Genomic DNA, 12,562 nt, shown 5'->3' with positions numbered 1-12,562 from the left:
CCCCCCCCCTACCCGATCCACCGCACAAAGGAGTACACCCATGAAAACTCGAATCGGCGCCCTTGGGGCGTTCACCACTGCAGCTCTGCTGCTCGCGGGCTGCTCAGGCGGCACCACGTCAGCCGACGCCGGTGGTGGCGGCGGCGAGGACGTCGCCGCCGGCATCAACGCGGTCACGGGCGAGCAGCTCGATGGCACGAACATCCAGTTCGCTCACTTCTTCGGCAACTGCGAAGACGAGGTCGGCGACAATGTCGATCTGGCCAACGCCGTCGGTGAGTGCGCCACGCTCACCACGCTGATGAACCAGTTCAATGCCGAGAACGAGTTCGGTATCACCGTCGAGCGCCTCGGTGGTGCTGCATGGGACTCGTTCTACGACCAGCTCAACACCGCCATCGCCGGTGGCACGCCGCCCGACGTCACGGTCATGCACGGGCAGACCCTGCCCGACTACGCACAACGCAATCTGCTCCTTCCGCTCGACGACGTCACCGAGACAGCGAACATCGAGCTCGACGATGCGCTCCCGGTCGAGCAGGAAGCCGTGCAGTCCGAGGGCACGACGTACGCCGTCCCGTTCGACTACCACGCGGCCCTCGCACACGTGAACGTCGACATCTTCGCTGAAGCCGGACTCGTCGACGCGGACGGCAACCCGCAACTGCCCACCACGGAGGAGGAGTTCCTCGCTGCCGCCGCAACCGTCAAGGAGGCAACCGGCAAGGAGTTCATCGCGATCCCTCGGGTCGGCGACAACCTCGGCTGGCACTTCGTGAACTCCATGGTCATGCAGCAGGGCAGTTCGATCCTGAGCGAGGACCTCAGCGCCGGCAACCTCGACAGCCCGGAGGTGAGGACAGGCATCGAGTTCGTGAACGCGCTCGTGGAAGGCGGTTACACCGACGGCAACCAGACCTATGACTCCGCCAACCAGAGTTTCATCAACGGCGAGGTCGCGATGATGTACAACGGCACCTGGGTGGTCAACACATTGGTCGAGACCGCGCCGTTCGACTACCAAGCACACACGTTCCCGAACCTCTATGGGGAGCCCAACGGCTGGGCGAACCAGCACACCTGGGCCATCCCGCTGCAGCAGGACCAGGACCCGGTGAAGTACCGTGCAGCCCTCGAGTTCATCTCGTTCCTGTACGACAACAACGCGGCGTGGGCGCTGGGAACCGGGCACATCGCTGCCCGAACCTCCGTCCTCGAATCTCCGGAGTACCAGGATGCTCCGCAGCGATCCAACTACGCCTCTACTGCAGCAGACGCGACCGAGACCCTTCCGCACATCCAGAACTGGCCCGCTGTGGAGACGGTCTCTGTTCAGGCAGTTGAGTCGATCTGGTTCCAGGACACCGAGATTGCTGACGCCCTCGCGAACGGCAACTCTCAGATCACGTCCACACTCGAGGGCCAGAACTCCTAACCCTCAGGAGCCGGCGCCACGGTCACCGCCGCGGCGCCGGCTCCCGGCCCCGGAGCACCCGGTGCCCGAGACCTGCTCGGTTGGACGACGAGGTCGCCGTTAGGATCACCTGGTCATCCTCTCCGGACAGGCAACCGATACCGACGACTAGGGAACCGTGATGCCGGCAAGCATGCGCGACGTGGCTGCACTGGCGAACGTCTCTCAACGAACTGTCTCCAACGTCGTCAACGACTACGTCCACGTCACACCGGAGACCCGCGCGAAGGTGCTCCGTGCCATCGACATGCTCGGGTACAAGCCCAACGTCACCGCCCGTAAGCTGCGCGGCGGCCAGTCGAATCTCATCGCCCTCGCCATGCCCGAGATCGCCGCCCCGTACTTCGCCGAGCTGGCGAACCTGATCCAGCAAGAAGCGGCGGCACGTGGCAAGGTGCTTCTGATCGAGCAGACCGGTGGTACGAGGGCACGCGAACTCAGCGTCCTGGCCGGTTACCCCTCGGCGATGATCGATGGGCTGATCATCGATCCGATCTCCATCACCGTCGACGACCTCGCCCTGTCCCGCGACAGCGTGCCGACAGTTCTCCTCGGTGAGCGAATCGAGCTGGACGGTCAACGTGTGCAGGGCGCGTTCGTCCATGTCTCCATCGACAACGTCGCCGCCGCGCGCACCGCGACGGAGCATCTACTGGGGCTCGGTCGCACCCGCATCGCAGCGGTCGGCGCGACGCCGCGCATATCGAACAACAACGGTACAGGTCTGCGCCGTACCCAAGGATATCTCGACGCGCTCCGCGATGCCGGCGTGGACGCGCCCCCTGACCTGCGCGTCCCGGTCAAGACCTGGACCGCAGCGCACGGCCACCAGAGCGTTCAGAATCTCATCCACGACGGGATACCTTTCGATGCACTGTTCTGCTTCAACGACACCCTCGCTATCGGCGCCATGAGCGCCCTGCACGAGGCCGGCCGACGCATCCCCGACGATGTGGCCGTCGTCGGGTGGGACGACATCGCCGACGCACGATATGCCGTACCCCCGCTCACCACGGTCGCCCCCGCCACGACAGAGATCGCCGCGACCGCCGTCGACCGTCTGCTCACTCTGCTCACCGAACAGAGCCCGCGTGTGGACGACGTCACCGTGCCGTTCGAGCTTGTCGTCCGCGCTTCCACCGTCCGCTAGCCACCCCGGTCACGAACACAATGATCCCCGCCCGGCTACTGCCGGACGGGGATCTGGGGTACACCCCCCGGGACTCGAACCCGGAACCCAGTGATTAAGAGTCACTTGCTCTACCAATTGAGCTAGAGGTGCTAGCGCGTCAGCGATATTAGCAGCCTCCTGGCCTCGGATGCGAACCGGTGGATCGGCCCCACGAGGGGGCGCATAGGGTGGGAGCACACCCGGATCTTTGGAGGTTTCCATGCCACGTCTCGAGCCCGGCCAGGCCGCGCCGGACTTCACCCTGCCCACCGCCGACGGTGGCTCCTTCTCCCTCGCGCAGGCCCGCGAATCCGCTAAGAATGGCGTGATCGTGTACTTCTACCCGGCGGCAAGCACTCCGGGGTGCACCACGCAGGCGTGCGACTTCCGCGACTCGCTCGCCTCCCTCACGGCGGCCGGATACGCCGTCGTGGGTGTCTCACCTGACCCGGTGGAGAAGCTGAAGACGTTCACCGACAACGAGTCCTTGACCTTTCCGTTGGTCAGTGACGTTGAGCACACCGTGCTCGAGCCGTGGGGTGCGTGGGGCGAGAAGAAGAACTACGGGCGCACCTACACCGGCGTGATCCGCTCCACGGTGGTGGTGGCACCCGACGGGACCGTCTCCCTGGCGCAGTACAACGTGAAGGCCACCGGGCACGTGGCCAAGCTGCGCCGCGACCTGAAGCTCGACTGACCGCACCCGCTACGGCGGGTCCTGCAGGAACACCTCGCCGATCACGTCGAGCATCCGCGCCTGCGCGAGCCGGGCGCTCTCCGGGTCCGCCTGGATGAGCGCCCGGATCAGCGCGTTCACCATGATCGTCTGGCTCAGTCGCGTGGTGCGGGTGATCTCGTCCCGGAACGAGGAGGCACCGAGCGCGGAGACGAAACTGACCGTGGCGATCTCCGTCAACGGTGAGGTGGTGAACGCCGTCAGGGCGATCAGGCCCGCACCGGCCGTCCGGGCGGCGCGGGCGGCCTGCACGGTGGGGCGGGTACTGCCCGATCCGCTCACCACGATGCACACGTCCTCCGGGCCGAGCAGCCGCGCCCGCACCCCCTGGGCCACGTGGTCCATCGGCGCCTCGGCGCTGCGGCCGATCGCGTTCAGCCGCATCGCGGCCTCCATCGCGACCGGTGCGGACAGCCCGTTGCCGATCACCAGCACCGAGCGGGCGCTGCGGAGCAGCTCCACTCCGGTCTGCACGTCCTGGGCGTCCAGCAGCGCCGCCAGATCCTCGGCCGCGCGGGCCAGGTCCCGCACCACGGCACGCACCACCCCGACGGCGTCCCTCGGCTCGGTGTCCTCACTCCCCCTGGCAGCAAGGCCGACGTCCCGGGCGAGCAGCACCCGCAGCTGCGGATAACCGGAGAACCCGAGCCGCTGCGCGGCTCGCACGACAGTGGCCCGGGAGGTACCGGCCGCGTCAGCGACCTCCTGCGCGGATGCCTCGATGGTCCATTCCGGGCGGTCGATGAAGACCTGCGCCACCCGCTGCTCGCTGGGGTGCAGCGCGGAGATCCCGGCACGGATCATCGCCGGGACACTGCCGAGCTCGGGGTTCGCGCCGGTCATCAGTCCGCCACCGGTTCGGGAATGGTCGCCTTCGATGCCGCGCCCGGTCCGGAGATGATGCGCTCACGCACCTTCGCCGAGATCTGGTCCACGATCACTGTCACCACGATGATCACCACCAAGGTGATGCCGATGCGTTCCCACTCGCGACCGTCGAACAGTTGCTTGAGGATCGATCCGATGCCGCCGGCACCCACGATGCCCAGGATCGCGCCGGCGCGGATGTTGATCTCGAACCGGTACAGCCAGAACGCCACGATCTCCGGCAACACCTGCGGGAGCACAGCCCAACGCAGGATCCGGACCTTCGACGCTCCCGTCGCCTGCAACGCTTCGACCGGACCGGTGTCGATCCCCTCGATCGCCTCACTGGAGAGCTTGCCAAGCGTTCCGATCGACCCGACGCCGAGCGCCATCGCACCTGCGAGCGGCCCGAACCCGAAGACCGGGATCATGAAGACCAGCGCCAGCACGATCTCGGGCACGGCCCGGATGATGTTCAGCACCTGCCGGGTGACCAGCACCACGGGCCGCGGCGCGGTGTTGCTGGCCGCCAGGAAGGAGACCGGGAAGGAGAGCACGGCGCCGATGAGGGTCCCGATCCACGCCATCTGCAGCGATTCGATCATCAACGTCAGGCTCTTGGACCAGTACTCGCTCCACGGCATGGCGAACGGGTTCTCGACGAGCCCTTGGCCCATCAGCCCCACATAGCGCGGCGCTTCGGTGAAGATCTGACCCACGCGTTCCCATCGCGCACCCACCTGCCACACGGCCCAGATCACGATGGCGCCGCTGATGATCAGCCAGAGCGTGGAGCGCAGCTTCGACGGCGGTGTGGGGCGCGCGCCACGTGCGCGAGATCCTGGCGTCCTCATGTCAGCCTCCTGCGGATGGCTCGCGAGGCCTGGTCCAGGACGAAGACGACCGCGACGAGAGCGATCACCACGGCGGAGAGGTCCTCGTGCTGCAGGCGCGTCACCAGCAGGTTGATCACCACACCGATCCCGCCGGCGCCGACCATCCCGAGCACGGCCGAGGCGCGGATGTTCAGCTCGAAGACGTAGAAGCAGTAGGAAAGATAGTTCGGCGCCACCTGGGGCAGCACCGCGAAGCGGCCCCGCTGGAACCGGCTTGCCCCGGCGGCCTCCACCGCCTCGATCGGGCCCCGGTCCACGGCGTCGATGCTCTCCGAGGTGAGCTTGGCGACGATGCCGATGTTGAACATGATCAGCGCCAGCACGCCGGCCAGCGGACCGTCCACCACGAAGGCGACGAACAGCAGCCCCCAGGCCAGATCGGGCAGCGACCGCAGCACCGAGAGCACCAGCTTGGTGATCCGGTACACGGGCAGGTTGGGTGCGGACACCTTGGAGGCGAGCATCGCGCACACCAGCGCAAGAATGCAGCCGACGAGGGTGGCGATGATCGCGATGTAGAGGGTCTCCAGGAACCCCTCCCGCACGGCGGGACGGGTGAGGATGGCCCAGTTCGGCTCGAAGTAGCGCGCGATGATCTCCCGCCCGCGGTTCACGTCCTCCCACAGGGGGCGCAGCGTGAAGTCGATCCCCCAGGCGGCATACCCCGTGATGGCGAGGAAGATCACGACGGCAAGGACGGCGCCGATCGAGAGTGGAGGTTTGACCGGTCGTTCCGCCGGAGGTGCCGCGGCCGGTGCATCGGTCGGGACACTCACGCGACCGGTCCCGTCTCGGCCACGTCCTCCGCGGTGAGGGACCGGCCGTAGATGGACTCGAACACGGCGTCGTCGGCCTCCTCGCCGGTGCCGTCGAAGACGACTTGCCCGTCCCGCATCCCGATGATGCGGTCACCGTAGCGGCGAGCCAGGTCGAGGAAGTGCAGGTTCACCACCGTGGTGATCCCGAGTTCGCGATTGATCCGCTGCAGGTCCCGCATCACAGCGTTCGCCGTCGGTGGGTCCAGCGAGGCGACCGGTTCGTCGGCCAGCATGATCTGCGGCTGCTGGGCGAGCCCGCGGGCGATCGCCACCCGCTGCTGCTGGCCGCCGGAGAGCTGGGAGGCTCGTACGTAGGCCTTCTCCACGATGCCGACGCGCTCCAGCGCATCGAAGGCGATCTCCTTGTCGGCGCCCCGGAACCAGCCGAGCAGGGACCGCAGGGCGCTGGCCGAGTGCAAGCGTCCGGTGAGCACGTTGTTCATCACCGTAGTGCGAGTGACCAGGTTGAACGACTGGAAGATCATCCCCACCTGGGAGCGGAGCTGACGCAGCTGCCGGCGGTTCGCCGCTGCCACCCGCTCGCCGTTCACCAGCAGCTCGCCACCAGTCACCGGGACGAGGCCGTTGATGGTGCGCACCAGGGTGGACTTGCCCGCCCCGGACAACCCCACCACCACCACGAACTGACCGTCCGGGATGGTGAGGTCGACGCCGTCGAGCGCTTTCGTCCCGTTCGGATAGGTGACGGACACGTCACGGAACTCGATCATCACTCACGTCCTTGATACACGCCGTCGGCACGGGCAGCACTGCGTGCCGCTGCCCGTGCCGATCGACTCAGGCCTCACAGGCCGGCGAAGTTGGCCTCCACCTGGCGGGCGGCGTCGAGTGCGTCCAGGTCCGCGGGCACCAGGCCCTCGATGGAGTACACGTCGTCGTAGACCTGAGCGCCCTCCTCGGTCTCCATCACGGCCACCATGGCATCGGCGATCCGCTGCTGCAGGTCCTCGGAGAGGTCACCGGCCACGGCGACGCCGTCGTTCGGGATCTCGTCGGAGTAGGCGAACACCGTGACCTCTTCGCCGATCTGCGGGTTCTCCTCCACCACGTTGTTGCGGGCGTCATCAAAGCTCACGCCCACCGGGTAATCGCCGCTGGCCACGTTGATGATCGAGTTCGGGTGCCCGCCGGCGAACTGCGTGTTCAGAGACAGCGGGTCGAGCTCGGCCACGCGCTCGAGCTGGGTGGCCGGGTAGTAGTAGCCCGAGGCGGAGGAAGCGTCGACCATCGAGATCGGGGTGTCCTGCTCGATCAGGGCCAAGGCGTCCTCACCGGCCGGGCCGGTCTCGGCCTCGTCGGTGCCGTTGCAGAAGGTGTAGGTCGAGCCGTCCTCGTTCTCCACCTCCACCACCTCGTCCAAGCAGTAGGTGTCCGGATCGTTGGTGAACCACTGCGTGTGATAAGTCGATGCCCCGAACCGCACCGACTGCAGGACAATCTCGGCACCGGACTGGTCGGCTGCCTGCACCAGAGCGATCGGACCGAACATCCCGATGTGCGCCTGACCGGTCTGCATCGCTGTCACGAGCGCCGCGTAACTCTCGGTCACCGTCGTCTCGATCGGGATGCCGAGCTCGTCGGAGATCAGGGTGCCGAGCTGATCGGCGTCCTCCACCAGGCTGTCCATCTCCTGCGACGGAACCAGGCCGAGAACGAGGGTGTCGGGATCCTCGACCGTCTCCTCGCCGCTCGTCTCGCCATCGGTCATGTCCTCGCCGCCGGTCGTCTCCTCGTCACCGGAGCCGCCGCACGCCGTGAGGGCCAACGCGGCCGCCGCACCCACGGCCGCCCAACGCATCGCACGCTTCATCTCTCACCCTTGTCATCCTGGGCACCACTCGGCACCGTCGGTCGGCCCCCGCAACGCCATTACCTGGCTCCCGGGAACCATGAACACGAGTTGCACGCTACTGAGGCTGAGGCACGTGCGCCAGAGATGGCTGGTTGCATCTCGGTAAACACTCACTGAACGGTCGAAGGTTCTGCGATCAGGGTGCGGTCACCGTTCGGACCCAGTCGCGAATCGCCGCGACGACCCCTTCGAACGTCGCTGCGGCAGAGGTGCTCGGCCCGTGACCGAGCCCGAACCGGTCGATGAAGAAGCCGGCGGAGCCGCGCTCCATCGCCGGTCCGATGTCGTTGACCCACACGTCACCCACGCTGGCCAGCCGCTGTGGCGCCGCCAGGCCCCACCGCGCGGCGAGGTCGTCGAGGATCTGGGGCATCGCGGCCGGCTTGCCCGCGTTGGGGACCACCTCGTCGATCAGGGCGGTCAGCTCGTGCGTGTCCAGCCAGCTCTGCGCACCCACCAGGGGGGCGTTGGTCACCAGGACCACGCGCACCCCCGCGGACCGGACGTCGGTGAGCAGGTGGCGGACGCCGTCGGGCGGCCTGGTCTCCCCCTCGCCTGCGTCCAGGCGGGCACGGGAGGCGAGGTAGGCCTCGCTGAGGGTCGCGTTCGAGAGGCCGGCGGCGCGGGCCATCGCAGCCACGGCGTGGTACCCGTCCGGTGCGTCAGGGACCGCGCCGCTGCCGGCGAGGAAGGTCCGCGTCGGTTGGACCAGCGCCGCGCCAGGGTGCCGACGTTCGGCCTCCTCGGCGTAGAAAAGCACCGGATCGTCACCGATGCACAGGGTTCCGTCGAAGTCGAGGACCAGGACGGCGGAGGGCTGAGCAGGCTCGGGGGGTTCAGTTGTCGCCACGGCGACTAGGCTAGAGGGGCAAGCGCGAGTGGCGTAACTGGCAGCCGCGCAGGATTTAGGTTCCTGTGCCTTCGGGCGTGCGGGTTCGAGTCCCGCCTCGCGCACTGCGACGGAGGAGCTGTGCTCGCGGCGGGACGAGGAGGAGCGCAGCGACGGCCCCGCCTCGTGCACCACGACGACGGAGTCGTCAGAGCACCTTCTCCAGGAACGCTCGGGTGCGCGTCTCCCTGGGGTGGTCGAACACCTGGGTGGGCGTACCTTCCTCCACGATGACTCCGCCATCCATGAACAGCACCCGGTCACCGACCTCACGCGCGAAGCCCATCTCGTGGGTAACCACGACCATCGTCATGCCTTCGCGCGCGAGGTCCTTCATCACGGCGAGCACCTCCCCGACAAGCTCAGGGTCGAGGGCGGAGGTGGGCTCGTCGAAGAGCATGATCTTCGGTTCCATTGCCAGCGCTCGCGCGATCGCGACCCGCTGCTGCTGCCCGCCGGAGAGGCTACTGGGGTAGGCGTTCTCCTTCTCCTGCAGCCCCACCTTCTGCAGCAAAACGCGGCCACGTTCACGTGCCTCGTGGGCGCTGAGCCCGCGTACCTTCATCGGCGCGAGCATGATGTTCTCGATCACCGACTTGTGCGGGAACAGGTTGAACTGCTGGAAGACCATCCCGATCTCCGCGCGTACGTCATCGATCCTGATCTTGCGATCGGTGAGGTGGTACCCGTCCACCACGACCTCGCCGGCGGTGATGTCCTCGAGGCGGTTCAGGCATCGCAGCAACGTGCTCTTGCCGGATCCGGACGGGCCGATTACGCAGACCACTTCGCTCTCGGCAACGGTGCAGTCGATCCCGGTGAGCACCTCGTTCTCACCGAACGACTTGTGCAGGTTCGTGACCTCGATGATCATGATCGGCTCTCCAAACGCTTCTCGATGATCCGCAGGACTCCGGACAAGGTGAGGGTGATCCCCAGGTAGAACACCGCCACCGTGGTGTAGATCTCCACCGCGTTGAAGTGGTTCGAGACAATCTGCCGCCCTTGGTAGATCAGCTCGGGCACCAGGATCACCGAGAGCAACGACGTGTCCTTGATGCTGATGATGAACTGGTTGCCCAGTGGCGGGATCATCCGCTTGAACGCCTGCGGCCAGATCACCTTGACCATCGTGGTGTGATGGCTCATCCCGAGAGAGCGCCCTGCCTCCATCTGGCCCTTCGCGACCGACTGCACCGCACCCCGGACGATCTCGGCGATATAGGCCGCGGAGTTGATCCCGATCACGATGATGCCGGCCAGCACGGAGGGCAAGGTGTACTGGATGAACAGCGGCAGTGCGAAGAAGATCCAGATCGCCTGCACCAGCACCGGAGTCCCGCGCACCACCTCGACGTAAATGGAACTCAGGGCATACACGGTCCTGAATCGGCTGATCCGCCCGAGCCCGATCACAGATCCCAGGACGAAACCGATCCCGAGCCCCGCCACGGAGATCAGCAGTGTGTAGTAGAGCCCTGTCCGCAGAGCGGGGAGGAACTCGACAACCCCGGCCCAGTCGAAGTTCAGCAACGTTTCCATGCGCTACATGCCTTCCCGGTCGAGGCAGGTACGCCCCGCAGGGCGCACCACCGTCGCGTGGATCAGTTGCCCGACGCCGCCAGCTCGTCCAGCCACTCCGGCTCGCTGCCGAACCAGCTCTCGTAGATCTCGGTGTACGTGCCGTCCTCGATCATGCCGGCGAGCGCCTCGTTCATCGCCTCGACGAGTTCTTCGTTGCCCGCGGAGACGGCGATCCCGTAGTCCTGCGCCTCGAGCAGTTCGCCGACGATCTTCAGGGTGCCTTCACCCGTGGTCTGGATGTAGTACTCCACGTTCGGTGCGTCGTAGAGCACCGCGTCGGAGCCGCCGCCTTCGACCGAGAGGTAGGCCTGGTCGAGCTGCTCGTAGGTGTTCGCGGTGGCGCCCTCGATGTTCTCCTCGATGTAGTTCGCACTGGTGGAGCCGAGGCGGGTGGCGATGGTCAGACCCTCCAGGTCGTCCACGCCCTGGATGTCGGTGTTGTCCGCAGGGACACCGATCCGCAGACCGGACTGGTAATACGGGCTGGTGAAGTCGATGACCTCTTCGCGCTCTTCGGTAATGGTGATTCCGGCGATCGCAATATCGAACGACCCGGTTTGCAGGCCGGGGATGATTCCATCGAAATTGGTGGTCTGCAGATCGACCTCGAAGCCGACCTCGTCCGCAATAGCATTAATGATGTCGATATCGAATCCGACGTACTCGCCGTCCTCTTCGAACTCGAAGGGCACGAAGGAGGTGTCGGAGACGACGACGTAGGTGTCCTGCAGGCCACCGTCGCCGTTCCCGCCTTCGCCCCCGTCGTCACCCGCACACCCGGCGAGCCCCGCAGAGAGGGCGATGATCGAGAGGCTGGCAGCAGTTGTCGAGATTCGGTTCTTCATTTGCGCGCGGGCCCTTTCCCCAGGAGAGAATTATCTGTGGATGTCCCTATCCACCGATGCGAAACTACCGACGAGGGTAACACCCGGCTCCCCGCGTGCCAGTGTTGCACCGACCGAACCGCTCGCGAGCAGACCACCCGGTCACCGGGACCGACTGAAGGACGCTGTTCGACACCCCGTTGGCCCACCCACACCCGCGCCTGTGGCCGCCCTCCCCTCTGATGGACGTAGGGAAATCGCCCCTCGTGGGGTAGAACTCAGGGATGACCGCGAACACTCGCCCGACCAGTCAGGGGCCCGGGCGCGGGCCCAGCATGCGCGATGTCGCCACCCTCGCGGGCGTCTCCACCCAGACCGTCTCGCGCACGCTGAGCGGCCACCCGTACGTCCGCCCGGACCTGCGACAGCGGGTGATGGACGCCGTCGCTGAGCTCGGGTACACCCGGAACCTGGCGGCACGTGCACTCTCCTCCGGCCAGAGCGGAACGCTCGGCGTGATCACTCTCGCCTCACGCGGCTACGCCCGGATCGAGTTCGCGTACGGCGTGGAGCAGGCCGCCGCGGCGGCCGGGTACTCCGTGATCACCGCGACAGCGAACGCTCCGACCGAATCCGACCTCGCCCGCGCCGTCACGTTTCTGCTCGAGCACGGTGTGGACGGACTGGTGGTCTCCACCCCACTCACCGAGCGGTCCGACACCCTGGACGCCCTCCTCGAACGAGTGCCGGCCGTGATCCTGGAAGAGCCAGGAACCGCCGAGGACGGCGTGCTGACGGTGGACCAGCGCGAGGTGGCACAGCTGGCGACCACCCACCTGCTCGATCTCGGGCACCAGACCGTGTGGCACCTCGCCGGCTCACTGGACTGGTCCGACGGGTGGCTGCGAGTCTCCGGCTGGCAGGAGACGCTCGAAGCGGCCGACCGGGAGGTGCCGCCGCTGTTGCGGGGCGACTGGACCGCCGCAAGCGGGTACGAGCAAGGCTTGTTGCTCAGCCGGATGCCCGATGCCACGGCCGTGTTCGTGGCGAACGATGAGATGGCCTTCGGGCTGCTACGCGCGCTCGCCGAACGCGGCCGATCGGTGCCCGAGGAGGTCTCGGTGGTCAGCTGCGACGACATCCCGCTGGCCGCGTACGCCACACCGCCACTGACCACGGTCGCGCAACCATTCGACGCGACCGGGCGGTACGCCGTGGAGGTCCTCACCGCTCGGATGGGTGGGCACGCAGCGCCCGAGGCGGCAGCGCCGCAGCCGCGGCTCATCATTCGAGGAACCACGCAAGCCACCACGTAGCGTATGTGTTACCGATATCAGATTGGAGACTCATTGTGATCGCTTTCCCCTGATTCTGGGCTAGTCAGCGATGTGTTATCGGTGCTACTGTCCCGAACCAAGCCGCAACGACGG

The 12,562-nt window shown here is 66.7% G+C and carries 13 protein-coding genes and 2 tRNA genes; 5 read left to right on the top strand and 10 right to left on the bottom strand.

Going from position 1 to position 12,562, the window contains the following annotated elements:
- Positions 1-40: 40 nt before the first annotated feature.
- Positions 41-1,435, top strand: coding sequence for an extracellular solute-binding protein (locus tag BLU77_RS03210; protein ID WP_089771665.1), 1,395 nt, complete (start codon positions 41-43; stop codon positions 1,433-1,435).
- Between the two features lie 160 nt (positions 1,436-1,595).
- Positions 1,596-2,624 carry a LacI family DNA-binding transcriptional regulator gene (locus tag BLU77_RS03205; RefSeq protein ID WP_089771664.1) on the top strand — a complete coding sequence of 343 codons (1,029 nt, stop codon included), beginning with the start codon at positions 1,596-1,598 and terminating at the stop codon, positions 2,622-2,624.
- Between the two features lie 59 nt (positions 2,625-2,683).
- Here BLU77_RS03205 and BLU77_RS03200 read toward each other — a convergent pair.
- Positions 2,684-2,756, bottom strand: a tRNA-Lys gene (locus BLU77_RS03200).
- Between the two features lie 109 nt (positions 2,757-2,865).
- Here BLU77_RS03200 and BLU77_RS03195 point away from each other — a divergent pair.
- Positions 2,866-3,342, top strand: a complete 477-nt coding sequence (locus BLU77_RS03195; protein WP_089771663.1) for a peroxiredoxin — start codon at positions 2,866-2,868, stop codon at positions 3,340-3,342.
- Positions 3,343-3,351: 9 nt separating this feature from the next.
- Here the strand turns inward: BLU77_RS03195 and BLU77_RS03190 are convergent, their stop codons facing one another.
- From BLU77_RS03190 to BLU77_RS03165, 6 genes are all read right to left on the bottom strand, one after another.
- Entirely contained in the window at positions 3,352-4,224 is an 873-nt protein-coding gene (locus BLU77_RS03190) for a MurR/RpiR family transcriptional regulator (RefSeq protein ID WP_089771662.1), read from the bottom strand.
- A complete protein-coding gene (gene phnE, locus BLU77_RS03185; protein ID WP_089771661.1) occupies positions 4,224-5,102 on the bottom strand; it encodes a phosphonate ABC transporter, permease protein PhnE in 879 nt (292 codons plus the stop codon). The genes BLU77_RS03190 and phnE (BLU77_RS03185) overlap by 1 nt, the downstream gene beginning before the upstream one ends.
- Positions 5,099-5,920, bottom strand: coding sequence for a phosphonate ABC transporter, permease protein PhnE (phnE, locus tag BLU77_RS03180; RefSeq protein ID WP_089771660.1), 822 nt, complete (start codon positions 5,918-5,920; stop codon positions 5,099-5,101). Before phnE (BLU77_RS03180) ends, phnE (BLU77_RS03185) begins: the two co-directional genes overlap by 4 nt.
- Positions 5,917-6,693: a phosphonate ABC transporter ATP-binding protein gene (gene phnC / locus BLU77_RS03175; RefSeq protein WP_089771659.1), complete on the bottom strand. Its 777-nt coding sequence runs from the start codon at positions 6,691-6,693 to the stop codon at positions 5,917-5,919. The genes phnE (BLU77_RS03180) and phnC overlap by 4 nt, the downstream gene beginning before the upstream one ends.
- A gap of 74 nt (positions 6,694-6,767) precedes the next feature.
- Positions 6,768-7,793 (bottom strand): phosphate/phosphite/phosphonate ABC transporter substrate-binding protein, encoded by a 1,026-nt coding sequence (phnD, locus tag BLU77_RS03170; RefSeq protein ID WP_089771658.1) that lies wholly within the window; start codon positions 7,791-7,793, stop codon positions 6,768-6,770.
- Positions 7,794-7,971: 178 nt separating this feature from the next.
- Positions 7,972-8,685 carry an HAD family hydrolase gene (locus BLU77_RS03165; protein WP_089771657.1) on the bottom strand — a complete coding sequence of 238 codons (714 nt, stop codon included), beginning with the start codon at positions 8,683-8,685 and terminating at the stop codon, positions 7,972-7,974.
- 22 nt (positions 8,686-8,707) lie between these two features.
- Here BLU77_RS03165 and BLU77_RS03160 point away from each other — a divergent pair.
- Positions 8,708-8,789: transfer RNA gene (locus BLU77_RS03160), tRNA-Leu, on the top strand.
- Positions 8,790-8,872: 83 nt separating this feature from the next.
- Here BLU77_RS03160 and BLU77_RS03155 read toward each other — a convergent pair.
- The 3 genes from BLU77_RS03155 to BLU77_RS03145 all read right to left on the bottom strand — a co-directional run bounded on the left by BLU77_RS03155 (position 8,873) and on the right by BLU77_RS03145 (position 11,153).
- Positions 8,873-9,598 carry an amino acid ABC transporter ATP-binding protein gene (locus BLU77_RS03155; protein ID WP_281242039.1) on the bottom strand — a complete coding sequence of 242 codons (726 nt, stop codon included), beginning with the start codon at positions 9,596-9,598 and terminating at the stop codon, positions 8,873-8,875.
- A complete protein-coding gene (locus BLU77_RS03150) occupies positions 9,595-10,266 on the bottom strand; it encodes an amino acid ABC transporter permease (RefSeq protein WP_089771656.1) in 672 nt (223 codons plus the stop codon). The genes BLU77_RS03155 and BLU77_RS03150 overlap by 4 nt, the downstream gene beginning before the upstream one ends.
- Positions 10,267-10,328: 62 nt before the next feature.
- Complete coding sequence (locus BLU77_RS03145) at positions 10,329-11,153, bottom strand: transporter substrate-binding domain-containing protein (protein ID WP_089771655.1); 825 nt, start codon at positions 11,151-11,153, stop codon at positions 10,329-10,331.
- 263 nt (positions 11,154-11,416) lie between these two features.
- Here BLU77_RS03145 and BLU77_RS03140 point away from each other — a divergent pair, with 263 nt between their 5' ends.
- Complete coding sequence (locus BLU77_RS03140; RefSeq protein WP_217632345.1) at positions 11,417-12,448, top strand: LacI family DNA-binding transcriptional regulator; 1,032 nt, start codon at positions 11,417-11,419, stop codon at positions 12,446-12,448.
- The last annotated feature ends 114 nt before the right edge of the window (positions 12,449-12,562 follow it).

Source organism: Ruania alba, from assembly GCF_900105765.1.
GTDB classification, from domain to species: Bacteria; Actinomycetota; Actinomycetes; order Actinomycetales; family Beutenbergiaceae; genus Ruania; species Ruania alba.
Note: the sequence above shows the minus strand (reverse complement) of the source record. Positions and strands in the feature narration are given on the sequence as shown.

Excerpts from the sequence above, each read along its gene's own strand:
- BLU77_RS03210 (WP_089771665.1), top strand. The coding sequence starts at position 41 with ATGAAAACTCGAATCGGCGCCCTTGGGGCGTTCACCACTGCAGCTCTG.
- BLU77_RS03205 (WP_089771664.1), top strand. The coding sequence starts at position 1,596 with ATGCCGGCAAGCATGCGCGACGTGGCTGCACTGGCGAACGTCTCTCAA.
- BLU77_RS03195 (WP_089771663.1), top strand. The coding sequence starts at position 2,866 with ATGCCACGTCTCGAGCCCGGCCAGGCCGCGCCGGACTTCACCCTGCCC.
- BLU77_RS03190 (WP_089771662.1), bottom strand. The coding sequence starts at position 4,224 with ATGACCGGCGCGAACCCCGAGCTCGGCAGTGTCCCGGCGATGATCCGT.
- phnE (WP_089771661.1), bottom strand. The coding sequence starts at position 5,102 with ATGAGGACGCCAGGATCTCGCGCACGTGGCGCGCGCCCCACACCGCCG.
- phnC (WP_089771659.1), bottom strand. The coding sequence starts at position 6,693 with ATGATCGAGTTCCGTGACGTGTCCGTCACCTATCCGAACGGGACGAAA.
- phnD (WP_089771658.1), bottom strand. The coding sequence starts at position 7,793 with ATGAAGCGTGCGATGCGTTGGGCGGCCGTGGGTGCGGCGGCCGCGTTG.
- BLU77_RS03155 (WP_281242039.1), bottom strand. The coding sequence starts at position 9,598 with ATGATCATCGAGGTCACGAACCTGCACAAGTCGTTCGGTGAGAACGAG.
- BLU77_RS03150 (WP_089771656.1), bottom strand. The coding sequence starts at position 10,266 with ATGGAAACGTTGCTGAACTTCGACTGGGCCGGGGTTGTCGAGTTCCTC.
- BLU77_RS03145 (WP_089771655.1), bottom strand. The coding sequence starts at position 11,153 with ATGAAGAACCGAATCTCGACAACTGCTGCCAGCCTCTCGATCATCGCC.
- BLU77_RS03140 (WP_217632345.1), top strand. The coding sequence starts at position 11,417 with ATGACCGCGAACACTCGCCCGACCAGTCAGGGGCCCGGGCGCGGGCCC.